Annotated in this window: 18 protein-coding genes; 13 read left to right on the top strand and 5 right to left on the bottom strand. The window is 64.6% G+C overall.

What is annotated here, in order from left to right:
- Positions 1-35: 35 nt before the first annotated feature.
- The 6 genes from BUS06_RS06510 to BUS06_RS37765 all read left to right on the top strand — a co-directional run bounded on the left by BUS06_RS06510 (position 36) and on the right by BUS06_RS37765 (position 7,949).
- Complete coding sequence (locus BUS06_RS06510; protein ID WP_074263536.1) at positions 36-578, top strand: cupin domain-containing protein; 543 nt, start codon at positions 36-38, stop codon at positions 576-578.
- A 292-nt stretch (positions 579-870) separates the two neighbouring features.
- Positions 871-2,535: an ABC transporter substrate-binding protein gene (locus tag BUS06_RS06505; RefSeq protein WP_074265941.1), complete on the top strand. Its 1,665-nt coding sequence runs from the start codon at positions 871-873 to the stop codon at positions 2,533-2,535.
- 28 nt (positions 2,536-2,563) lie between these two features.
- Complete coding sequence (locus tag BUS06_RS06500) at positions 2,564-3,574, top strand: ABC transporter permease (protein ID WP_074263535.1); 1,011 nt, start codon at positions 2,564-2,566, stop codon at positions 3,572-3,574.
- Positions 3,571-4,443, top strand: a complete 873-nt coding sequence (locus tag BUS06_RS06495) for an ABC transporter permease (protein ID WP_074263534.1) — start codon at positions 3,571-3,573, stop codon at positions 4,441-4,443. Before BUS06_RS06500 ends, BUS06_RS06495 begins: the two co-directional genes overlap by 4 nt.
- Positions 4,440-6,599 carry an ABC transporter ATP-binding protein gene (locus BUS06_RS06490; RefSeq protein ID WP_074263533.1) on the top strand — a complete coding sequence of 720 codons (2,160 nt, stop codon included), beginning with the start codon at positions 4,440-4,442 and terminating at the stop codon, positions 6,597-6,599. The genes BUS06_RS06495 and BUS06_RS06490 overlap by 4 nt, the downstream gene beginning before the upstream one ends.
- Before the next feature lie 498 nt (positions 6,600-7,097).
- On the top strand, positions 7,098-7,949 hold the full coding sequence (locus BUS06_RS37765) for a hypothetical protein (protein WP_074263532.1): 852 nt from the start codon (positions 7,098-7,100) through the stop codon (positions 7,947-7,949).
- A gap of 178 nt (positions 7,950-8,127) precedes the next feature.
- On the opposite strand, the gene BUS06_RS06480 is transcribed toward BUS06_RS37765, so the two are convergent.
- Entirely contained in the window at positions 8,128-8,973 is an 846-nt protein-coding gene (locus BUS06_RS06480; RefSeq protein ID WP_074263531.1) for an aldo/keto reductase, read from the bottom strand.
- 253 nt (positions 8,974-9,226) lie between these two features.
- Here BUS06_RS06480 and BUS06_RS06475 point away from each other — a divergent pair, with 253 nt between their 5' ends.
- Positions 9,227-9,973, top strand: coding sequence for a GntR family transcriptional regulator (locus tag BUS06_RS06475; RefSeq protein WP_074263530.1), 747 nt, complete (start codon positions 9,227-9,229; stop codon positions 9,971-9,973).
- 27 nt (positions 9,974-10,000) lie between these two features.
- Here BUS06_RS06475 and BUS06_RS06470 read toward each other — a convergent pair whose 3' ends face one another.
- The gene (locus BUS06_RS06470; RefSeq protein ID WP_074263529.1) at positions 10,001-11,395 is read right to left on the bottom strand and encodes a CoA transferase; all 1,395 of its coding nucleotides are present in this window, start codon (positions 11,393-11,395) and stop codon (positions 10,001-10,003) included.
- Between the two features lie 136 nt (positions 11,396-11,531).
- Here BUS06_RS06470 and BUS06_RS06465 point away from each other — a divergent pair, with 136 nt between their 5' ends.
- Positions 11,532-12,755, top strand: a complete 1,224-nt coding sequence (locus tag BUS06_RS06465; RefSeq protein WP_074263528.1) for a citrate/2-methylcitrate synthase — start codon at positions 11,532-11,534, stop codon at positions 12,753-12,755.
- Between the two features lie 104 nt (positions 12,756-12,859).
- Here BUS06_RS06465 and BUS06_RS06460 read toward each other — a convergent pair whose 3' ends face one another.
- Positions 12,860-13,180 (bottom strand): DUF2917 domain-containing protein, encoded by a 321-nt coding sequence (locus BUS06_RS06460; protein ID WP_074263527.1) that lies wholly within the window; start codon positions 13,178-13,180, stop codon positions 12,860-12,862.
- Positions 13,181-13,353: 173 nt separating this feature from the next.
- Between BUS06_RS06460 and BUS06_RS06455 the strand changes: the two genes are divergently transcribed.
- From BUS06_RS06455 to BUS06_RS06445, 3 genes are all read left to right on the top strand, one after another.
- Positions 13,354-14,766 carry an aminotransferase-like domain-containing protein gene (locus BUS06_RS06455; RefSeq protein WP_074263526.1) on the top strand — a complete coding sequence of 471 codons (1,413 nt, stop codon included), beginning with the start codon at positions 13,354-13,356 and terminating at the stop codon, positions 14,764-14,766.
- 123 nt (positions 14,767-14,889) lie between these two features.
- Complete coding sequence (mdtD, locus tag BUS06_RS06450) at positions 14,890-16,350, top strand: multidrug transporter subunit MdtD (protein WP_074263525.1); 1,461 nt, start codon at positions 14,890-14,892, stop codon at positions 16,348-16,350.
- Positions 16,351-16,605: 255 nt separating this feature from the next.
- A complete protein-coding gene (locus BUS06_RS06445) occupies positions 16,606-17,880 on the top strand; it encodes an EAL domain-containing protein (protein ID WP_074265940.1) in 1,275 nt (424 codons plus the stop codon).
- Here the strand turns inward: BUS06_RS06445 and BUS06_RS06440 are convergent.
- Positions 17,836-18,894: a sigma-70 family RNA polymerase sigma factor gene (locus tag BUS06_RS06440; RefSeq protein WP_074263524.1), complete on the bottom strand. Its 1,059-nt coding sequence runs from the start codon at positions 18,892-18,894 to the stop codon at positions 17,836-17,838. The two genes, BUS06_RS06445 and BUS06_RS06440, sit on opposite strands and share 45 nt — an antisense overlap.
- Before the next feature lie 298 nt (positions 18,895-19,192).
- Between BUS06_RS06440 and clpP the strand changes: the two genes are divergently transcribed.
- Positions 19,193-19,822: an ATP-dependent Clp endopeptidase proteolytic subunit ClpP gene (clpP, locus tag BUS06_RS06435; protein WP_074263523.1), complete on the top strand. Its 630-nt coding sequence runs from the start codon at positions 19,193-19,195 to the stop codon at positions 19,820-19,822.
- A gap of 67 nt (positions 19,823-19,889) precedes the next feature.
- Positions 19,890-21,332: an NYN domain-containing protein gene (locus BUS06_RS06430; protein ID WP_074263522.1), complete on the top strand. Its 1,443-nt coding sequence runs from the start codon at positions 19,890-19,892 to the stop codon at positions 21,330-21,332.
- 48 nt (positions 21,333-21,380) lie between these two features.
- Here the strand turns inward: BUS06_RS06430 and BUS06_RS06425 are convergent, their stop codons facing one another.
- Positions 21,381-22,499 (bottom strand): porin, encoded by a 1,119-nt coding sequence (locus BUS06_RS06425; protein WP_074263521.1) that lies wholly within the window; start codon positions 22,497-22,499, stop codon positions 21,381-21,383.
- Positions 22,500-22,625 lie beyond the last annotated feature (126 nt).

The raw sequence follows: 22,625 nt of genomic DNA, 5'->3' as shown, positions 1-22,625 counted from the left end.
GCCCTCACCCGGCGGCTTTGCATGGGAGACACGCCATGAGTCACGACCATCCGCATGATCACGATCATGACCACCCGCATGAACCCGATAGCGCCGCGTCCAATGAAAGCACGCCTGTCGACTGGTGCGAACATGGCGTCAAGGTGATCCGCGGCGATCAGCTCGACAGCAACACCGCGCAAACGCCGGGCATGAACCGCGCCGCCGCAATCAACGCGGCGCGCGTCGGCGCGCAGAAAATCTGGGCAGGCACGGTGACGATCCATCCGAATGCCAAGACCGGCGCGCATCATCACGGCGCGCTGGAAAGCGTCATCTACGTCGTACGCGGCCAGGCACGCATGCGCTGGGGCGAGCACCTCGAGTTCACCGCCGAAGCCGGTCCCGGCGACTTCATCTTCGTGCCGCCCTACGTGCCGCATCAGGAGATCAACGGCAGCACCGACGACCCGCTCGAATGCGTGCTCGTGCGCAGCGATAACGAGGCGGTGGTGGTGAACCTGAACATCGACGCGGTCGAAGCGCCGGAAACCGTGTTCTGGGTCGATCCGATCCACAAGCATCCGCACGAACACTAAGCCAGGCGGCGAAGAACCGGTAAGGATGTCGCCACCACAGCGGTTCGTCTGCCAGCGCATCGGCAAGTGTTATAGGACGCCGTGCTCGCCCGCGGCGCAGGGCACCCGGGCGTTGTCACGGTGAGACAGGTTGGCCCTTTTAAGCGCGTCAACTCCAGCCTCAGCAGCCGCAGACGTTCCGAACCGCTGCCCAATCGCTTACACTGAAACCGCTTTTCGCCATCGCGATACCGTCGCCCCTGCCGTGCGCAAGCTGCGCGGCACCTATCAGAACGGACTGGACGCCCCATCGATGAAGACTCCCGCGGATCGACTCCTCGCGCTCGAAACTGCACGCCGCAGTGCCGACGACTACGGCAACCATGCGATCGACGAATTCGTCGCCGGCCGCCTGTCACGCCGCGAACTGCTGCGCTACGCCAGCGTGATTGGACTTTCGCTCGCGGGCGGTGGTCTCTTCGCTACCCCGCAGGCACGCGCACAAGGCACTCCGGGCGCTGCGAACGCGACCATTCGCGTTGCCCATCTGACTCCGACCGGTGCGATCGATCCCCTCACCGTCGGCGATGCCGGCGGTCTCGCGCTGCTGGTGCAGAGCGGCGAATTCCTGATCGACGACGATGGCGAGCACCTGGTCCTCAAGCCGGCGCTTGCACTCTCGTGGAAGCCGAATGACAAAGGCGATGTCTGGACCTTCAAGCTGCGTCCAAACGTGAAGTTCAACGACGGCCAGCCGTTCACGGCGAAAGACGTCGTCGCCACCTTCGACCGCCTGGCCGATCCGGCGAGCGGCTCGGCGGCGCTCTCCGTGCTGAAGGGCGTGCTGTCCAAGGGCGGCGCTCAGGTCGTCGACGATCATACGGTCGCGTTCCACCTCGACGCGCCGAACGGCAACTTCCCGTACTACGTTTCCTCGGACAATTACAACGCCATCGTGCTGCCGGCCAACTACGCGGGCAACTACGAAAAGAGCTTCATCGGCACCGGTCCGTTCAAGCTTGAAAAGTACACGCCGAAGGTCGGCGCCTCGTTCGTACGCAATCCCGACTATTGGGGTGAAAAGGCGTTGCCGGAACGCGTGCAGTTTTCGTTCTACGCCGACGAACAGGCGCAGATTCTCGCGCTGCAAGGACGTCAGGCGGACGTGATGGGTACGTTCACCGTGCAGGGCGGCGTGGGCCTCATGAACAACCCTGAGTTCAAGACGATCGGTGTGAAGTCGAGCGCGCATCGCCAGATCCACATGCGCAACGACGATCCGCTTTTCAAGGACAAGCGCGTGCGCCAAGCCTTGGCGCTGTCGCTCGATCGCGACGTGATCGTGCGTGGCCTGTTTCGCGGCAAGGCGCAGGTCGGCAACGACAGCCCGTTCGCGCCGGTGTTTCCGTCGTCCGATGCGGGCGTGCCGCAACGCAAGATCGACGTTGCCAAAGCGAAGCAACTGCTCGCGCAGGCGGGTATGGCCAACGGCTTCGACGTGACGCTCACCACGGAAAAGTACATGGAGATTCCCGATCTCGCGGTCGTCGTGCAAAACGCGGCCAAGGCGATCGGCGTACGTATCAACCTGAAGGTGGAAAGCCAGTCGCTCTACTATGGCGCGGCCACACCCGGCAAATCGGACTGGCTCGACTCGCCGCTCGGCATCACCGACTACGGCCATCGCGGCGTGCCGAACGTATTCCTCAACGCACCGCTGACGAGCAACGGGACGTGGAACGCAGCGCACTTCAAGAACCCTCAGTACGACCAACTGGTCGCGCAATTTGTGGCGGCCGTCGATATCACATCGCAGCGCAAACTCTCCGGCCAGATTCAAACGCTCTTGCTCGACGAGACGCCCGTGATCATTCCGTTCTTCTACGATCAGCTGATTGCGATGCGCTCGGGCGTCAACGGAATGCGTTTTACTGCGCTCGCGCAGCTGTACTTCAACCGCGTGACGCTCAGTGCCTGAGCGCGGTGTGTGCCGCTCGTAGCTAACCATGTCGACTGCGCTCACGCCCTCCACCCCTCGCGTTAGCAAAGGCAACGCGGGACGGGTTGCGCGTTTTCTAGCGACGCGTCTGGCGCTGTCGGTGATCACGCTGTGGCTGCTCTCGGTGATCGTGTTTGCGGGCGGGCAGTTGCTGCCTGGCGACATCGGCCGCGCGATTCTCGGCCCGCTCGCCGATGCACGCGCGGTCGCCGCGCTCAATCATCAGCTCGGCTCGGACCGGCCGCTATTGACCCAATACGTCGAGTGGATCACGCACTTCGTGCGTGGCGACATGGGGCTATCGTACGCGTATCGCGAGCCCGTTGGACCGTTCATCGCCGACGCTCTCGCGCATTCGGCGAAGCTTGGGCTGCTCGCCTTCATCGTTGTCGTGCCGCTGGGTATTGCCGGCGGCGTGTGGGCCGCGATGCACGCGGGACGCTGGATCGACCGTACGATCAGCATCGCCGGTTTGTCGGCAACGGTCGTGCCGGAATTCGTCTCGTCGATCACGTTGATCCTGATCTTCGGCGTGTGGTTACGCTGGTTGCCGATCGAAGCCTCGTATCCTCCTGGCGCAGGCGTGCTCGAACAACTGAAACATCTGATCCTGCCGGTGCTGCCGCTCGTACTGGTGTTCTTTGGCTACATCGCACGCATGGCGCGAGCCGGCACCGTCGAGGCACTCGACGCCGATTACACGCGCACTGCCATTCTCAAAGGCCTGCCGCAGCGTGTCGTGATCTGGCGGCACGTGTTGCGCAATGCGCTGCTGCCTACCATCACCGTTGCCGCTACACAGCTCGGTTATATGATCGGCGGCCTCGTCGTGGTGGAGACGCTGTTCCACTATCAGGGCATCGGCTCGCTGATCTACAACGCCGCCAAGGCAAAGGACTTCCCGATGCTCGAGGCCGGCGTGCTGACGATCGGCGTCGTCTATACGGTAGCGAATCTCGCGGCCGATGCCTTGCAGGTCATGCTCAATCCGCGCCTGCGCGTGAGGAGCGGCGAATGAGCACGATTGTCCCCGGCACACCGGCTACGCCTGCCGTACGCGAGCCCCGCTTCGATCAGTTGCGCGTGCTGCTGCGCTCGCCGACATTCGTGGTCGGCGTGGCGATCGTCCTGTGGTGGGTGGTCTGTGCAATTGCGGGACGCTGGATCGCGCCGCTCGACGCCTACGCCTCCGACCCGCTCAACTCGCTGATGCCGCCCGATCACGCGCACTGGTTCGGCACCGATCAGCTCGGCCGCGATGTGTTCTCGCGCGTTATCGTCGGCGCTCGCGACATCCTCACCATCGCGCCGCTCGCCACGCTGCTCGGCACCGTGGCGGGCACGGCCCTTGGCCTCGTGGTCGGCTACTTCGAAGGCTGGGTCGACAATGTAGTGGGACGCGCGATCGACGCCGTGCTGGCGCTGCCGCTCGTGATCGTCGCACTGCTTGCGCTGGCCGCCGTGGGCGCCTCGAACCTAACGGTGATCCTCGTAATCGGCATCACGTTCACGCCGATCACCGCACGCACCGTACGCGCTGCGGTGTTTGCCGAACGCCATCTCGACTACGTCGCGGCGGCACAACTGCGCGGCGAGCGCGCGCCCTACATCATGTTTGCGGAGATCCTCCCGAACGTACTGCCGCCGATTATCGTCGAAGCCACCGTGCGCCTCGGCTACGCGATTTTCGCGGTGGCGACGCTGTCCTTTCTCGGCTTCGGCATCCAGCCGCCGTCTGCGGATTGGGGCCTCGCGTTGTCCGAGTCGTACACGCTGATGGCGGGCGGTGCGTGGTGGACGGTCGTGTTCGATGCCGCTGCCATCGCCTCGCTGGTGGTCGGCGTGAACCTGATCGCCGATAGCGTGCAAGGCGTGCTCGACCGATGAACGGCCCCCCTCCCGCCTCGTTTCCCGCCTTCGACGTCTCGAAGAGCGACCGCACCGACGCGCTGACGCTAGTCGGCCTCACCGTCACTTACCGGATCCGCGGACGTGATCGCGGGGTCTTGCACGACGTCTCGTTCCGCATACGGCGCGGCGAGGCATATGGCCTGGTGGGCGAATCAGGTTGCGGCAAATCGACCGTCGCAATGGCAGCGCTGCGCTATCTGCCGCGCAACGGCAAAGCGAAAGCAGGCAAGATCCTGATCGCCGGACAGGATGTGCAGACGCTCGACGCCGATGCGTTACGCACGATGCGCGCCACCGCGATCTCGATGGTCTACCAGGACCCGGGCCGCGCGCTGAATCCGTCGATGACGATTGCGCGCCAGGTCGCCGAGGCCTTCGAAGCAGCGGGCGCCAGCCGCAGCGAGGCGCTGACGCGCACGCTCGAGATGCTGCGGCGTGTGCGCATCGCGGCGCCTGAACGGGTGATGGACAGTTATCCTCATCAATTGTCGGGCGGCATGCAACAGCGCGTGGTGATCGCGATGGCGCTCGCGTCGAACCCCGCCCTGCTCATTCTCGACGAACCCACTACCGGTCTCGACGCCACCGTCGAAGCCGAGGTGCTGGATCTCGTCGCGCAACTGCGCAAGGAACTCGGCACCGCGGTCCTCTTCATCAGCCACAATCTCGCGGTCATCGGGCGTATGTGCGAACGTGTCGGCGTGCTGTATGCGGGCAGGCTCGTCGAAGAAGGCGCGACACAAGATGTGTTTGCCCGGCCTCGTCATCCGTACACGGTCGGCCTGCTACGCTGTCTGCCTACGTCGGGGCGCAGCAAGGAGCGCGAGCGGCTCGACACGATCGCGGGGCAACTGCCCTCGCCCGGCTCGGTCACGCAGGGTTGCATCTACGCAGACCGCTGCCGTCTCGCGGACGACCGCTGCCGCCGCGAGGCGCCACCGCCGCATCGTGTTGCCGGCGCGCACGGCGATCAGATGTCGCGTTGCCACTATCACGAGCGGGCGATGGAATTGCCTCGCACCAGCACGGAAGCGGTCTCGCCTCAACCCGGCGCTGGCAAAGATGCATTACCTGCCAACGCTGCCGCCCATGGCGCGCTTGTGCTGCGCGCCGAACGGGTTTCGAAGACATTCCACGTGGGAGGCGTCGCGCTACGCGCGGTCGACGACGTCTCGCTCGACCTGGCTACCGGCGAAACCTTGGGCCTCGTCGGCGAGTCGGGCAGCGGCAAGACAACGCTCGCCAAGCTGATGCTCGGCCTGCTCGCACCCGACGCCGGCAGCATCCTCGAACTCGACGGCAAACCGCTGCCCGCTCGCGTCACGAGCCGCAACGACGAGCAGGTCAAATCGCTACAGATCGTGTTCCAGAACCCCGACTCGGCGCTCAACCGGTCGCATTCCGTGAGACGGCTGATTGGCCGCGCGCTCTCGCGGCTCGCAGCGTTGAGCGGCCCGGCACAGGACGAGCGGCTCGCCGCGTTGACGGCAGCCGTGCGCTTGCCGGATCGCTATCTCGGCTCCCGCACGCGGCAATTGTCGGGCGGCCTCAAGCAGCGCGTTGCGATCGCCCGCGCCTTCGCGGGTGAGCCGCGCGTGGTGGTGTGCGATGAACCCACCTCCGCGCTCGATGTCTCCGTGCAGGCGTCGATCCTCAACCTGCTCGCCGATCTGCAACGCGCGCGCGGTGTGAGCTACGTGTTCATCTCGCACGATCTGCACGTGGTTCGTTACCTGTCCGATCGCATCGCAGTGCTATACGTCGGACGGCTTCTGGAGATCGGGCCTGCCGCCGCGGTCTTCGACGGCCCGCATCATCCGTATACCGAGGCACTGCTGTCTTCGGCGCCGGCGCTCGATGCCGTCAATCGCGGCGAGCGCATTCGCCTGTCCGGCGAGATGCCGAGCCCGGCATCACCGCCTTCGGGCTGCGTGTTCCACACACGCTGCCCGCGCAAGCTCGGCGCTATCTGCGAGCAGCAGGATCCGCCTTTCGTCGACGCCGGCAGCGGGCATCGGATCCGCTGCCACATCCCCATCGAAGAGTTGCGCGCGCTGCAAGGCGCGCAGCCCGTCGTCGTCCAGGGCACGGTCCCCGACGCGCCCCCAGGTGGAACCCCAGGCGAAGTTTAAGCCGCTCCCACTCGCGCGTTTCACGTCCGAAACGTTTTCCGTCGATTCCCGACATGGCGCGTCACGCCCATCACGAAGACGCCACATCGGACGGGCTTGAGCGGGCAGTGGCACGGATATCGCTATAAAGGGAGCGGTATCCGGCCCGCGTTGAACGATCCAGCCGCGTGCGCGATCCGTTGCGCTGACATCCATATGCATGGACGAGTCCAGCGGCATGGCGCGCGTCGTCGACATCGCGCCCGGCAAACGAGCGGGCAACCGGCGTTTGCCGCAGCGCGCGAGGGAGGGGGAATCAATCTCGCGGACCGGGGCCACGAAGGATCGGCAAAACGGTGACAGCGTTTCGCGCACATCGCGTGTGTTATGCAACGGCACGCGATGCGCAGAGCGACTCGGGGAGGCGATCAGGCTCGCAGATCGACAGGCCGCTCGCATACCACACACGCTTGAGAGACGGCAGCGACGAGGAGCTGGCGTCTCCTCGGGAGAGAAGTGATGAAGACCAGAATATTAAATCAGTACTGCTACGGGATAGCCGGCGGTATGGCGATGTTCGCCGCAGGCGCAGGGTTACTTTCAACTCAGGTCGCTTACGCCGGCTCCAGTGACGACGTTGCGAGGCAGACGGTTGCGGCCGCTGCTCCGTTGCCCGCGAGCGGCGCGGCCACTACGACGCAGCTTGCGCAGAACGATCCGTCTGGAACCGGAGAAGCGGCTTATAACGCCACCGCGGCTGAGGACGTCGCTACGGTCTTCGGCGGTCTGGAATGCCGTGGCACCAACGCGGGTCACTGCGCGGCGCATGGTCGAAGCGGAGCGGCCGGTTCCAGCGGCAACGCCGGTGCGGGTAGCGGCGCAGGGGCCGCGGCCGGCGCAGGGCCGAGTGGAAATGGGGCGAGCGCCGGCAAGGGTGGTGGAAGCGGAAGCAGCGGCGGTGGTAGTAGCGGTAGTGGCCCGGGCGGCGGTGGCGGTAGTGGTCCCGGTGGTGGCGGCGGTAGTGGCCCAGGCGGCGGCGGTGGTAGTGGTCCCGGTGGCGGCGGCGGTAGTGGTCCCGGTGGCGGCGGCGGTAGTGGTCCGGGTGGTGGTGGCGGTAGTGGTCCCGGTGGCGGCGGCGGCAGTGGTCCCGGCGGCGGTGGCAGTGGCCCCGGTGGTGGCGGCAGTGGCCCCGGCGGCGGTTTCGGCGGAGGCTTTGGCGGCGGTTGCGGTTGCGGCAGCGGTCCCAGCGGTGGGTTTGGCGGCTTCGGTGGTGGCTTCGGCGGAGGCCTTGGCGGAGGTTTCGGCAATGGCGGCCACGGAGGCAAGGGTGGAAGCAGCAGTGGCGGAAGTAGCGGCGGGAAAGGACATTAGATCCAGGGAACGGCACCCCCGAGCCGTTCCTACCCCGCGGGCCGTGCTCCGTCGCGGCAGCCCTTCCCGGCGAGCGTAGGCGGTGGCGTCTCGATCCCCCGGTCGAGCGTCACCGCCACAGCCGGGATCGAGTCATCAACGATTTCGTCAGCGGCGTTGCGAGAGTCCCCAACTACCCTCAGAGCATTTCAAGCGGCCGTTTGTTACGCGGCGGTTTGAAGTACGCGTCGATGGCCGCGCATTCGTCGGCGTCGAGTCGCAGTTCCAGCGCGCGTTGATTGTCGCGCACATGTTCAACGCGTCCTGCCTTCGGGATCGCGAACACGCCAGGCTGTTGCAGCACCCACGCAAGTGCCACCTGAAACACCGAGACACCACGCGCGTCGGCAATGTTGTCGAGCGCCGAGCGTTTCGGCAGGCGCGCATGATCCACCGGACTGTATGCCATCGCCGGCATGTCGTGGCCAGCAAGCCATGGGAGCAGGTCATATTCCGGGCCGCGTCGCGCGACGTTATAGAGAATCTGATTGGTCGCGCAGGCGTCACCGCCGGGTACCGTCATCAGTTCTTCCATATCGTCGGTGTCGAAATTGCTGACGCCCCAATGGCGAATCTTGCCGGCCTGCTGCAGGGCTTCGAAACCTGCCACCGTCTCTTCCAACGGCACCGAACCGCGCCAATGCAGCAGATACAGATCGAGGTGATCGGTTTTCAACCGCTTCAGGCTCTTTTCGCAGGCCGTCTGCACGCCGCGCCGGCTGGCGTTGTGCGGATAAACCTTGCTAACGAGGAACACGCGTTCGCGCAATCCGCCGAGCGCCTCGCCGAGCAGGCTTTCCGTCGCGCCGTCGCCGTACATCTCGGCGGTATCGATGAGCGTCATGCCGAGTTCGACGCCGGCGCGTATCGCCGCGATCTCCGCGGCACGCCGTGCGGGCTGCTCGCCCATCTCCCAGGTGCCCTGCCCCAGCTTCGGTATGTGCTCGCCGTCGGGCAAGCTCACAGTGGCGATATCGATCGTCATACGTTCTCCTTCGATTGCGGGCGACCGGCTGCGGGCGACCGGCTGCGGGCTGCCGGCTAATGCCTGCCGTATCAAGGACGGCCGGGTTCACACAACCGCGGACAGCGCGTTAAGGTCGCTCATTTTGGACGGCCCCGGTTCGCACAAGTTTATCCGCTTGCAGACCGTCAAATCGACCCCCCAGGCAAAAGCCCGCTATAACACAGCGCGCCAATGTCATAGAATTGCCGCTTGCCCTTCTTGCGTCTGCCACATGAACTCTGCCTCGGAAGACCGCTGGCGCGATCTGCGCCCGGACCCGGAAAACGATACGCCACTTTATCTGCAACTCGCTCGCAAGCTCGGCAACGCGATTCATGAAAACCGCTGGAACGCAGGCGAGGCGCTGCCGTCCGAGCGGGTGCTGTCCGACGCGCTCGGCGTCTCGCGGATCACCGCGCGCAAGGCAATCGCGCTGCTGGTCGAACAGGGTTTGATCCGCCGCACCCAGGGCGCGGGCAGCTTTATCACGCCGCGCTATGAAGATCCGCTCTCGCGTCTGTCGAGCTTCAGCGAGATGCTGCGGCGGCGCGGCTTTAGTCCGAGTTCAGAATGGATCTCGCGCGAGATCCTGCCCGCCAATCGCGACGAAGTCATTCAACTGGGTTTATCGCCGGCGGCGGCGGTGACGCGCCTGCGGCGCCTGCGCCTCGCGGACGGCATCGTGATGGCGGTTGAAAACTCGACGTTCCCGGCCGCGGTGATACCCGATCCGCAAGCCATCGGCGACTCGCTGTACAGCTATCTCGAGCAACGCGGTCTCGGGATCGTGCGCGCGCTGCAGCATTTTCGCGCCGTCAACGCCAGCGATGAGATTGCGCAGCAGATGAGCATTGCGCCGAATGAGGCGCTGCTGCTGATCACGCGCGTCGGCTACACCGCCGATCAACGCGCGATCGAACTGACCGACACCTATTGCCGCAACGATTACTACGATTTCGTCGCCGAGTTGCGCAAGTAGCCGCGCACGCGAGTCAATGCCGTACCGTCAGGCCACCCAGGATGCTTCGTCGGTGCCGATCGGCACCGGCGGGCGGCCATAAAACGGTGGCGTCTCCGACAGACGCTCGGCAGGCAACGTGCCACGCACGCGGCCGAACGGAGAATCCACAGTCTCCATGCAGTCCTGCAGATCTTCGGCGCCAACCTCAGGCGCGCGCCAGCCGTCTTCGATCTGTCCCATCGATTGCAGCCAGCGCCCAGTCTGCGCGAGCGACACGCGCACATGCCAGCTGCCGCCCTCCGTAGCCCGGCGCGCGAGCGCAACCATCGCACCGAACGCGGCCAGATAGCCGGTGGCGTGATCGAGCGCCTGACACGGCAGATGCTTCGGTTCATCAACGCCCGCCGCGCGGCTCTCGGTCCACGCAATGCCGCTCGCGGATTGCACGAGACTGTCGAAGCCGCGTCGCTGCGCCCAAGGCCCGGTGTGACCGTACGCGGAAATCGACACGTATACGATCCCGGGCCGCGCCTGCGCCAGCGCTTCGGGCGTGAAACCCAGCGCGGCGACTGCTCCCGGCCGGTAAGCCTGCTGGAACACATCGGCGTCGCGCGCAAGGGCGAGCAACTGGTCGCGCCCGGCCTCATTGCGCAGATCGACAATGGCCGAGCGCTTGCCGCGTCCATTGTCGATCACGAGCGGCGCGATATTCGGCAAGTGCGGACCGTTGACCAGCAGCACCTGCGCGCCGTGCTGCGCAAGTGCGCGTCCCGCCACCGGACCTGCAATGATCCGCGACAGGTCGAGCACGCGTGCCCCTGCCAGAGGCCGGTCGGCGCCGCCGCGGCCAGCAGGCTCCGGCGGCGCATCGCCGATACGCGTGATCTCGAACAGCGGCAGATTGGCGATCGCCCGAGCCTGCTCGAGTGCAGCCCATTCGCGCGGCGAACGGATCAGCGCGGCACACAAACCCGCGTCGGCGAGCGTCTGATCCAGCGCTGCGCCATCCCAGCCGCGAATCGCCTCGGCTACTGCTGCGCGACTATTCGCACAACCCAGCACCTTCAGGATGCCCGCCAGATGATGCGGGAAGTTGGTGTGCAACTGAATCCAACGCCCGTCGCGCGTCGCGTAGAAACCCATCACCGGATCGCGCAAGGCAGGCGGCGGACCATCGTCGATACGCAGATACCGCTCGCTGCGAAACGCGGCCAGCGCGCGCCGCATATCGACTTCGACACGCTGCCGGCAACCGGTGCGCAGACGGAAACATTCGGCCGCGGCGAGACCCATCGCCGCGATCGTGGCCGTTGCGAGCGTGCCGACCCGGTACACGGACGGCAGACCTGGGTCCTCGCCGGTCAGCGTGACGGCGTCAAGCGCCGCGGCGTCGCAACCGGCCGCGGTCCAGAGATGATCGAGTGCGAGGTGAGGTGTCATAAGCAGGGCCCCGAGCGGCGCGATGAAGTTGAAGGAGGAACTGAGCCGAGTCTAAAATTCCACCCTCTCACAATCAATCTTGATTAAGATAATCAATATATATTGATTTCTCCGGTTTCTTCACGTTCTTATACCCATGGCCAACACACTCACCGCCACCGAAGCGGCCGCGCTGCTCGGCGTCAGCGTGCCGACGCTCTATGCGTATGTGAGCCGCGGCATGCTGCATTCGTCGCCGGATGCGCACGGCAAGCACCGGTTATACGACGCGGCTGAAGTCCGGCGGCTCGCGCGCCGCAAGGCAGACGGCAAGCGTGCCGGCAAGGTTGCGCAGAAGGTGCTCGACTGGGGGGTGCCGGTGCTCGAGTCGTCAATCACATTAATCGCGGACGGCCGCCTGCTCTATCGCGGCCATGATGCGGTCGAACTGGCGCGCACGGCATCGCTCGAAGAAGTCGCGGCGCTGTTGTGGGAGTGCAGTCCGCGGCGTCTTGCCGAAGCGCCGCCGGCGCCACTCGGCGCGGCGCAATGGGCCGCGTGGCTGAAGTTATGGGGTGACAGCACGCCGCTCGACCGCGCGCTGGTGCTGCTGCCTGCTGCCGCCGCGCAGATGCCACGGGTCTGGGCACAGGGCCGCGACGCGCAACTCGATACCGCTTGCACCGTAATGCGTCTGCTGGCGGCGGCGATGATCTCGGCGGCACCGTCGAATGAACCCATGCATCGGCAGCTCGCCGCCGCCTGGGGCATCCGTAACCGTCAGCAAATGGGTGTGCTGCGCGCCGCGCTGATCGCGTGCGCTGATCATGAGCTGAACGCGTCGACGTTCACGGTGCGCTGCATCACCTCGACGGGCACCCACCTGTTCGGCGCGGTGGCGGGCGGTCTTGCGGCGTTGTCGGGACCGCGTCACGGCGGCGAGACCGTGCGCGTGGCCGCACTATTTGACGAGGCGGCCCGCGCACCGCATCTTGACCGCTTCCTGGCCACCCGCCTCGCTCGCGATGAGCATGGTGGCTACGGCGCCATCCTGTCCGGCTTCGGACACACACTGTATCCGCACGGTGATCCGCGTGCGCGGGTATTGCTGGAGTTATTGACGGAGTGCGCGCCGGCTCGCTCGCCGATTGCCGAGGTCCATGCGCTCGCGCGCGCGGTGCGCGAGACGAGCGGCGCCGAGCCGACGCTCGACTACGCGCTCGCATCGATTGAACGGGTATTGGGTTTGCCTGCGGGCGCCGCGTTTACGCTGTTCGCGGTTGGCCGGGTGGTGGGGTGGATTGCGCACGCGATGGAACAGACTGCGGATGGCCGCCTGATCCGGCCGCGAGCGCGATACATCGGGGACTACGAAGCGTGAGCGGTGCGCCTGCCGGATGTCGAGGCGGATGCAAGAACTGGCGGGCAAGGCGCTAGCAGGACACTGCCCGCGAGCGCCTCTGCGTTCAAACGCCCCCGCATCCTTCAGATGGTCTGCAACCAGCGCGGCACCCAACTCCAGAGGGACATCCGCGCCGTCTCCACAGCAGGCCGCACCCTTGCACCGGCCGCACCGCTCGCAAAAGCCAGCGCCAGCCGCGCGCCGCCCCGCCCCGCGCTCACCCACACGCGTGCGCCACGATTGAGCTCAAAGGTCTCGCCTGACGCAAGCCAGTAATCGCGCAAATCACCTTCCACGGTCAACCAAACCTGCCCCGCCATCACCTGCAGCGTAAGCGGCCGCGCTACACGCCAGGCGGTTGCCGGCTCACCGTGATCGAGTTCGAAAGTACGGATTTCACGCATCGCATTGCTCCTTGAACGGCTTCTCTGGTTGACACATTATTGCCGTGCGATGATGTAAACCCCATGCACAGTTCCGAACAGTTTCCGCGGAACTGTGCAGTGAAAAAACCTGACAGTTGCCCAAGTGTCATCTATCAGGCGCCGCCTTACCGGCCTCCTATGCACAAGAGATCATGAAACTCGACATCGAACTCGACCGCGAAAACGGTGTGCCGTTGACCGACCAGATCGTCACCGGCGTCACGACTTGGATCCGCTCGCGCTCCGCCCATCCGGGCGCCAAACTGCCGTCGATCCGTCAGTTCTCGACCGATCATGAGGTGAGCCGCTTCCCGGTCATCGAGGCGTACGACCGGCTGGTCTCCCTCGGCTACCTCGATTCGCGCCCGGGCTCAGGCTTCTATGTCGCCGAACGCCAGCGCAATGCGAGCGGCGCCCAAGGCAGCTCGGACCCGCGCCGCGCGGAAGACGAAGCGGTGCACATCCTGCAGCAGTTCAACCACCCGGGCGAGTCGCTCAAGCTGGGCAGCGGCTTCATCCCCGAGGCATGGCGCGATATGGACGGCTTGGGCCAGGCGATTCGTCACGTCTCGCGAGCGGATCCCACGAGCCTCGTCGACTATGCGACGCAACTCGGCAACGCCACGCTGCGCGAGCATCTGCAAAGCCGCCTCGGGCAACTCGGCATCGAAGCGGACGCCTCGCAGATCCTCATCACCAACGGCGCGAGCCAGGCGCTCGACCTGCTGATGCGCTACATGCTCAAGGCCGGCGACATGATGTTTGTCGAGGACCCGGGCTACTACAACCTGTACGGTCTTTTGAAGCTGCATGGTGTGAAGCTGGTTGGCATTCCGCGCACCCGCAGCGGTCCCGATCTCGAAGTCCTGCAGGCGCAACTGCGCATCCATCGGCCGAAGCTGTTCTTCGTCAACAGCCTGTTTCACAACCCCACCGGCACGACGATCGCTCCACCCGTTGCGTTCAGGCTGCTGCAACTCGCCCGCGAGCACGACTTCCGCATCATCGAAGACGACATCTATGCCGACTTCCAGACCGATGTCACCGACCGTCTCGCGACGCTCGACCAGCTCGAACACGTGATCTATGTGGGCGGGCTGTCGAAGACGCTGTCGTCGTCGCTGCGGATTGGCTACGTTGTCGCCGACAACGCGACCATCAAGGATCTCGCCGACATCAAGATGCTCACGAGTATCGGCGGTTCGCGCTTTGCCGAAGCAGTGGCCGTCGCCATGCTCGAGCGCGGCGCCTATCGCAAGTATCTGGACCGGCTGCGCCGCCGCATGCGCGACGCGCTCGGCGCCGCGGTGCAGGCACTCGAGGCGAGCGGCTGGGAAGTATTCGAGACGCCGCTCGGCGGCAAGTTCGTATGGGCGCGCGTGCCGCATATCGCCGACTCCATGCGCCTCGTCGAATGCGGCGCGCCACTGGGCGTCACCGTCGCGCCAGGGAGCTACTTCCGGCCGAACGCCGAGGTTAGCCCATGGATTCGCATCAACGCGGCATACGCGAGCGATCCGCGCGCACAGGCTTTTTTCGATGCGGCGGCCCGGCTCGAACCGTGAGTTGGGGTGCAGGGCGGAGGGCAAAGCGCCCTCCAAAGCTGCAAACCCTGCTGCACGGCCGCGCAGATTTCCCTAAAATGGGCACTCCTCAGCCCGTCCGGTGCGCGCGAGCAGCCGCCCTCCATGTCGAATCCGCCGAACGCCGCCACCACACCCGCCCCCACCGCCCCCCAGCCAACCGCGCGCTCACTCACCGTGATGCTGTGGCTCGTCGCCACCGGCTTCTTCATGCAGACACTCGACTCGACCATCGTCAACACGGCGCTGCCAGCCATGGCGACGAGTCTCGGCGAGCTGCCGCTGCGGATGCAATCGGTGGTGATCGCCTATTCGCTGACGATGGCGGTGATGATCCCGGTGTCCGGCTGGCTCGCGGACAAACTCGGCACACGCAAGGTGTTTTTCAGCGCGATTCTGGTGTTCACCATCGGCTCGCTGCTGTGCGCGAACGCGCAAACGCTCGATCAACTGGTGCTGTACCGCGTCATCCAGGGAGTGGGCGGCGCCATGTTGCTGCCCGTCGGACGCCTCGCCGTACTCCGCACGTTTCCCGCCGAACGCTATCTGGCCGCGTTGTCGTTTGTCGCGATTCCTGGGTTGATCGGGCCACTGATCGGCCCGACGCTCGGCGGCTGGCTCGTCAAGATCGCCTCGTGGCACTGGATCTTCCTCATCAATGTGCCGGTGGGCGTGATCGGCTGCATTGTGACCTTCATCTTCATGCAGGACAGCCGTAACCCCGATACCGCGAAATTCGATATCAAGGGCTATCTGTTCCTGGTGGTCGGCATGGTGGCGATCTCGTTCGCGCTGGACGGCCGCACCGAACTCGGTATCCAGCAGGCCACCGTGCTCGTGCTGCTGGTGCTGAGCCTTGCCTGCTTCGTCGCTTACGGGCTGCATGCCGTGCGCGATCCACATCCGCTGTTCTCGCTCGATCTGTTCAAGATCCACACGTTCAGCGTCGGCCTGCTCGGCAATCTGTTTGCACGGATCGGCGGCGGCGCGATGCCGTATCTGATTCCGCTGCTGCTGCAGGTGAGCCTTGGCTACAGCGCCTTCGAAGCCGGTCTGATGATGCTGCCGGTCGCCGCAGCCGGCATGATGTCCAAACGTCTCGTCACGACGCTGATCATGAAATACGGCTATCGGCGCGTGCTCGTCACCAATACCGTGCTGGTAGGCCTCGCCATGGCCAGCTTCGGGCTGACCACCCTCGCCCAGCCGCTGTGGCTGCGGCTCGTGCAACTTGCGTTCTTCGGTGGTGTGAACTCCATGCAGTTCACGGCGATGAACACCCTCACGCTCAAAGATCTTGGCACCGGCGGCGCGAGCAGCGGCAACAGTCTGTTTTCGCTGGTACAGATGCTGTCGATGAGTCTCGGCGTCACCGTTGCGGGCGCCTTGCTCGCAACGTTCACCGGACTGATCCACAAGGTGACCGCGGCGAATTCGCTGCCCGCCTTCCATGCGACGTTCCTGTGCGTCGGCATCATGACCGCTTGTTCGTCATGGATCTTCGCGCAACTGGCGGCCGACATCCGTCGCACAGCGAAGAAAACCGACCCGTCCGAACGGACCTGAAAACGCCGAACGCCAGATGGCCCACGTGGCCGCCCGGTAACGGCCTGCACGGCCCTGCGCTCGACCCGTGACGGGGCGCGCGGCGCACCATGTCTGTGCGCTGCATAGCCGCAACGCACCTCCCGGCGCACAATGAGTCCTCGACAACGCTGGAAGGGTAATTCCTCCGCGAGCATGGTTCTTGCTCGCCTATCCTGTAAACTGGCCGCTTAGGCGTGCCAACTGCGCCGCCATCCTTCACACGACTGACACATGATGAGCATGATCGAACTCGATCCTCCCGGCTTCCAGCCTCCGCGCCCCATGGCGGGCGATGAGGGCTCCCGGCGCACCGTCCTGTACGGCGGCTACACGGTGTTCAGCGTGTTCCAGCCGGTGTTTTCCGTATCGCACCGTCGCGCGATCGGTTATCACGCCTCGCTGCGCGCTCACGACGAACATGCCAAGCAGGTGCCGTCGCACGAAGTGTTCACCCAGGCCGCGCGGCGCGGCGATCTGCTCGAACTCGGACGACTCGCCGAATCACTGCATCTGGGCAACTTCAATGCGTTCGAGAGCCATGACGAATGGCTCTTCCTGAGCCTGCATCCCGCCGCGTTGATGGATACCAGCTATGGCGACGCGCTGCTGGCAGGCCTCAAGGCCCTCGGCCTGCCGCCGCAACGCGTGGTACTGGAGGTGTCGGAGCAGGCTGGCGGGGAGACTACGCGTTTCGCCGAGATCGTCGATGCGCTGCGCAAATCGGGCTTTCTGATCGCGCTGGACGGCTTCGGCGCCAAACACTCGAATATCGACCGCGTCTGGAACCTGCGGCCCGATATCGTCACGCTCGACCGCTGCATCCTCGCGCAGGCGAGCGAGCATTCGCATATCGAACGCGTGTTGCCGGGGCTTGTGTCGTTGCTGCACGAGTCGGGACAACTGGTGCTGATGGGCGGCTTGTCCACCGAGCGCGACGCGTTGATCGCACTCGAATGCAACGTGGATTTCGTGCAAGGTGCCTTTTTCGCGGGGCCGAGCGTCGAGCCAGTGCAGCCGCAGGCAGCGGCTGGTTTGATGGATGCGTTGTCGGCCGCGCTGCGCGAGCGGGTCGGGGCACGCGAACGCGCCCAAGCGGCACGGCTTGCGCCGTATGCGAAAGCGCTCGAAACCGCGAGCGCATTACTGGTGGCGGGTGAATCAGTGGCTCAGGCCACGGCGCCGCTGCTGGCGCTCGGTGAAACCGCGCGCTGTTTCGTGCTGGACGGCTCGGGACGTCAGATCGGCGACAACGTGTTGCCGCCGGGACGCGCGTCGCAACGGGCCAAGCGTTTCCGTCCGTTGCTGCATTCGGAAGGCGCGAGCTGGGAGCGTCGGCCGTATTTCATCGGCGCGATGCGCACGCCGGGTCAGGTGCATCTCACCCCGCCGTATCTCTCGATCAACGAAGCGCACCTTTGCGTGACCGCTTCGATTGCCGCGCAGACACCGCGCGGTATGCAGGTGCTATGCGTCGATATCAACTGGGAAGTCGCCGCACACCGTAACTGACGCGCGCTGCGCTGTAAGCCATGCGCGCTCGCGGACTTCGTTGAGTATCTGCCGTACGGCCGGTAAGCCGAAGTTGCGACGCGCGGTCTGAAGATGCGCGGCACGCGTGACGATGCGCAGTTTCACGATCCGGCCGGCGCTAATCGATACATCGAGTAGCGCGGTGATCTCGCCATCTAGCATGAGCGCTACTCCCGGGGCGCCGTCGATCGACAGGCACTCGGCGTGTACCGTCGTTGAGGCATATCCTCTGCGCAGTTGTTGCAGCGCCCGCACCTCTCCGATCTCTTGCATTGCGCACGTCACGGTCCCCGCTCCAGCTAGCGACGTCACCGTGTTCACCCAATCCATTGCAGCGACCACGGGCTCGTCCACGCGAACCGGCGCATCGCTGACAATCTCCGGCGCGTCACTAAACAGTTGCAGCAAGCCCGCTCGATCCTGCGCCTCCAGCGCCGTCCGCAGGCGCTCGACGAGCCGTGCATGCTGTACCGGGTCGGCGCGCCTTACGGGCGCACCGTCGCGCTGCAAACGGGCTTTCGCCCGATGCACGATCTGCCGGCAAGCCGCCGGCGTACGCTCGAGGACCCTCGCAATCTCCGCGTAGTCGCAGTCGAACGCCTCGTGCAGTACGAAGGCGGCCCGCTCATCCGGTTTAAGCCGTTCAAGCAGCAGCATCAGTCCGTACGACATCTCCGCCGAACGCAACGCCAGTTCCTCCGCGGAAGGCGCCAGTTCGTCAAGCCACGGTTCGGGCAGCCAACCTTGGGCCTGCACACTGCGCTCCAGTTGCAGATGACGCAGCCGGTCAATCGCGAGACGTGCGGTAAGCGTGGTCAGCCATGCCGCCGGCGTGCGCACTTCGCGCGTATCGGCGAGATGCCACTTCAGCCAGACGTCCTGCACCACGTCTTCCGCCTCGGCGCGGCTGCCCAGCATGCGGTACGCCAGCGCAACGAGTCGCGCGCGGGCGGCCTCGAAGGCGGATGACTTGTCGACGGTGGGTTCGGTCATGCGTGCTGCTCCCATAAACGTGAACTGTTTTTTGGCGCGTAGCTAAAGCGTGGACAAAACCGCGCAGGCTCGGACACGCCAGCAGTGCGGCAAGCGCACCGCAACCCGCACCTTTTGAATCCTGACGTTCGAGCACCGCACGATGTGACAGGTCAGCACAAAAATATTTATGTCACACCCCGGCGCGCGCCCTCGTCATGGGGACAGTCACTCACATCCGCAGCGGCGGTGCGGGACTGGCCACTCACTCAAGCTCATTCAACCTGATCCAGCTTAACCCCAAGTTAGCGAGGCGCACATGCATTCCACCTACCCGTCCCTCAACGGCCTCGGTCTCGTGCCGACCGTCATCGAACAGTCCGGACGCGGCGAGCGCGCCTATGACATTTTTTCGCGGCTGCTGCGCGAACGGATTGTGTTTCTCGTCGGTCCGGTCAACGAGCAGTCCGCGAGCCTGATTGTCGCGCAGTTGCTGTTTCTCGAATCCGAGAACCCTGACAAGGATATTTCTTTTTACATCAATTCGCCGGGCGGCTCGGTCTACGACGGGTTCGCGATCTACGACACCATGCAGTTCATCAAGCCGGAGGTGTCGACGCTCTGCACGGGTTTCGCGGCGAGCATGGGCACGTTTCTGCTGACCGCCGGCCAGCGCGGCAAGCGCTATGCCTTGCCGAACGCACGCATCATGATCCACCAACCCTCCGGCGGCAGCCAGGGCACCGCCGCCGACATCGAGATTCAGGCGCGCGAAGTCCTGTATCAGCGCGAACGCCTGAACGCGATCATGGCCGAACACACGGGACGCAGCATCGAAGACATCGTCAAGGATACCGATCGGGACAACTTTATGACCGCGGCGGATGCGAAGACCTATGGGCTGATCGACGACGTGCTGCAGACCCGCCAGCAGACAGAAAACTCGTAGCCGGTCGCAGGGACGCTATCATGGGCGCGATCCGTCGAGTTCGACGGTCGCCTCATTGGAGAAATACATGGCGTCATCCAACGAAACCATCAGCATGGCGCTGTTCTGCGACTTCGAAAACGTCGCCCTCGGCGTACGCGATGCGAAGTACGAGAAATTCGACATCAAGCTGGTGCTCGAACGCCTGCTGCTCAAGGGCAGCATCGTCGTCAAGAAGGCGTACTGCGACTGGGAGCGCTACAAGAGCTTCAAGGGCACGATGCACGAAGCCAACTTCGAGCTAATCGAGATTCCGCACGTGCGCCAGTCGGGCAAGAATTCGGCGGATATCCGTCTGGTCGTCGACGCGCTCGATCTCTGCTACACCAAATCGCATGTCAACACCTTCGTCATCATCAGTGGCGACTCCGATTTTTCGCCGCTGGTTTCGAAGCTGCGCGAAAACGCGAAACAGGTGATCGGCGTGGGCGTTCAGCAGTCCACGTCCGACCTGCTCATCGCGAACTGCGACGAATTCATTTTCTACGACGACCTGGTGCGCGAAAGTCAGCGAACCGTCGTCAAGCGCGAGACGGCGCGTCCGGCACAGCAGCCGACCGCTACGGCCAAGCGCACGCCGAATGAAGAGAAGCGTCCGAAGGAAGATCTCGAAACGCGCCGGACCAAAGCGGTGGAAATCGCGGTACAGACCTTCGATGCGCTCGCCTCGGAACGCGGCGACAGCGGCAAGATCTGGGCCTCGGTGCTGAAAAACGCTATCAAGCGCCGCAAGCCCGATTTCAACGAAACGTATTACGGCTTCCGTGCGTTCGGCAATCTGCTGGAAGAAGCACAGGCACGCGGTCTGCTCGAATTCGGCCGCGATGAGAAGTCGGGCGCGTACGTGTATCGCAGCAATGTCGTGACCACGCTCAGCGAAACCATTAGTGAGACGTCAGAGCAAACGCAGGAGCCGGCGGCCGCGGAACCGGCACACGCCGCGCAGCAGGGAGAGGGTGGTCACAAGCAGGACGCTCGCCGCCGCGGGCGCGGCAACCGTAAGTCGCAGCGCGACGCGCCGGCAGCGGTACTCGCAGAACCGGCGGCGAGTCACGACGACGCTGAGACGGCGCCGCACGAACCGGAAGACACTTACTTCAACCACGGCGGCAGATCGCCTTTCGCTTACGACGAGCCGGACGAGCAGCCAGCGGAACCAGCGGCCCAGCCCGGGTTGTTCACGTTCGACACGGCACCGGAACCGGAATCAGAGCCGGAAGCCGCTGTTGAAGGGCGTGAGGACATTGCTCCGGAGACACCCCGCAAGGGACGCGGCAGCCGCAAGACTGCGGCGAGAAAGACGAAGAAGGCCGCGCCGGAATCGCACGACGCTGCACCTGCAGCCGCAAGCGAAGCGCCACGCGAGGAGGTACCCGCTCAGGCTGCGGAGGAGGCACCCGCGGCCGTCAAGACCGCGCGTAAATCCACGACACGCAATCGTCGTCCGCGCAAGGCCGCGGCTACCTCATAAGTCAGCGCGAGACCGGACGCAACGCGTCCGGTTGGAGACTATCCTTCCTCAGAAGCGGTGCGTCATGCCCACGGTGGCGAGAACCTGGTTGGTACCGGGTTCGCTCACCGTGACGCCCGGCCAGCTGACGGTCGAGGTACCGTTGTTCTTCATATAGCCCGCGCGGACATAGAAACTCGTGCGCTTCGAGATCGAATGATCGGCACCGATCTCGAAGCCCGGCGTGTTGTCATGCGCGCCGCGCACGTTGCGCTGCAAAGCCGCGATCTCGATCGTATCCGCAGCCGTAGCCTGGATCGTGGCACCCAGCTCGGCGATGCTGAGCGAATGCGCCGTGCCGAGCACCGCTGCGAGAGACCTGGGCGACGGATCTTGCGCGCGCTGATACGAGTAGTTGAACTGGAAGTTCACAATACCCACCCGATAAGCGAGCGCGCCGATGAAGTGCTCGGTGCTGAGCAGAGTGAGCGCGGTCGGCAGACCTGCGATCGTCTCCTGCCCCGGATGCTGATTGACATACGAAAGACCCGCATACAAGCCATAACCCGTATAACTCGCGCCGAGGTTGAGCATATTCCCCGTGGTCGCCGGCACCGGCTGGGTCACGGTGGCCGCGAACGCGTACATGCCGTAGAGCTGCACGCCACCGAGATTCGGCGACTGATAAAGCACGGAGTTGCTGGCACGGCCGGAGTCGTACTGCGTCGAGAGCGTTTTCTTGTCGACCGCGAGCACGTCTGCGGAGAACGGTGAGAGGATCTCGTTGACGCGAAACGGATCGGTCGGATAAACGACGCGAAAACTGGGCTCGTACTGCCGCCCGAACGTCAGCGAGCCATAGGTTGAGTGGTTCAGGCCGACCCAAGCCTGCCGATAGAACAGCGAAGTCGTATCGGCGAAAAACGTGCCGTTATTCAGGTTAAAACCGGTTTCGACATCGAATTGCGCGGACAGACCTCCACCGAGATCCTCGTTACCTTTAAGGCCAAATTGCGAGCCCGCCGCGCCGCCACTTCGTTCGGAAAACGAATGATTGCCGCCATTGTCGAGGTATTGGATGAACGTATCGGCCACGCCGTACAACGTCACACTCGAGTCCGCCGCCACGGCGCTGCCTGCGGCGAGAACCAGCGTGGCCCCGCAGATACCCTGACTGATCAAACGCATGCATGTCTCCTCATTTTTGATAGCCGCTTGTTGCGGGCTTTGATTACATCTCTGCGGTACAACCCGGTCGCTGTCTCCACCCGATCTGGCCAGTCAGGTGCGCGCGATCCTTCTCTCAGGTTCCGT

The sequence above is a fragment of the Paraburkholderia phenazinium genome (assembly GCF_900141745.1).
Lineage (GTDB): Bacteria > Pseudomonadota > Gammaproteobacteria > Burkholderiales > Burkholderiaceae > Paraburkholderia > Paraburkholderia phenazinium_B.
This window is presented reverse-complemented; position numbering and strand designations above follow the sequence as displayed.

Excerpts from the sequence above, each read along its gene's own strand:
- BUS06_RS06505 (WP_074265941.1), top strand. The coding sequence starts at position 871 with ATGAAGACTCCCGCGGATCGACTCCTCGCGCTCGAAACTGCACGCCGC.
- BUS06_RS06455 (WP_074263526.1), top strand. The coding sequence starts at position 13,354 with ATGAAACTCGACATCGAACTCGACCGCGAAAACGGTGTGCCGTTGACC.
- BUS06_RS06445 (WP_074265940.1), top strand. The coding sequence starts at position 16,606 with ATGAGCATGATCGAACTCGATCCTCCCGGCTTCCAGCCTCCGCGCCCC.
- BUS06_RS37765 (WP_074263532.1), top strand. The coding sequence starts at position 7,098 with ATGAAGACCAGAATATTAAATCAGTACTGCTACGGGATAGCCGGCGGT.
- BUS06_RS06460 (WP_074263527.1), bottom strand. The coding sequence starts at position 13,180 with ATGCGTGAAATCCGTACTTTCGAACTCGATCACGGTGAGCCGGCAACC.
- BUS06_RS06500 (WP_074263535.1), top strand. The coding sequence starts at position 2,564 with ATGTCGACTGCGCTCACGCCCTCCACCCCTCGCGTTAGCAAAGGCAAC.
- BUS06_RS06490 (WP_074263533.1), top strand. The coding sequence starts at position 4,440 with ATGAACGGCCCCCCTCCCGCCTCGTTTCCCGCCTTCGACGTCTCGAAG.
- BUS06_RS06475 (WP_074263530.1), top strand. The coding sequence starts at position 9,227 with ATGAACTCTGCCTCGGAAGACCGCTGGCGCGATCTGCGCCCGGACCCG.
- BUS06_RS06425 (WP_074263521.1), bottom strand. The coding sequence starts at position 22,499 with ATGCGTTTGATCAGTCAGGGTATCTGCGGGGCCACGCTGGTTCTCGCC.
- BUS06_RS06440 (WP_074263524.1), bottom strand. The coding sequence starts at position 18,894 with ATGACCGAACCCACCGTCGACAAGTCATCCGCCTTCGAGGCCGCCCGC.
- clpP (WP_074263523.1), top strand. The coding sequence starts at position 19,193 with ATGCATTCCACCTACCCGTCCCTCAACGGCCTCGGTCTCGTGCCGACC.
- mdtD (WP_074263525.1), top strand. The coding sequence starts at position 14,890 with ATGTCGAATCCGCCGAACGCCGCCACCACACCCGCCCCCACCGCCCCC.
- BUS06_RS06465 (WP_074263528.1), top strand. The coding sequence starts at position 11,532 with ATGGCCAACACACTCACCGCCACCGAAGCGGCCGCGCTGCTCGGCGTC.
- BUS06_RS06470 (WP_074263529.1), bottom strand. The coding sequence starts at position 11,395 with ATGACACCTCACCTCGCACTCGATCATCTCTGGACCGCGGCCGGTTGC.
- BUS06_RS06430 (WP_074263522.1), top strand. The coding sequence starts at position 19,890 with ATGGCGTCATCCAACGAAACCATCAGCATGGCGCTGTTCTGCGACTTC.
- BUS06_RS06495 (WP_074263534.1), top strand. The coding sequence starts at position 3,571 with ATGAGCACGATTGTCCCCGGCACACCGGCTACGCCTGCCGTACGCGAG.
- BUS06_RS06510 (WP_074263536.1), top strand. The coding sequence starts at position 36 with ATGAGTCACGACCATCCGCATGATCACGATCATGACCACCCGCATGAA.
- BUS06_RS06480 (WP_074263531.1), bottom strand. The coding sequence starts at position 8,973 with ATGACGATCGATATCGCCACTGTGAGCTTGCCCGACGGCGAGCACATA.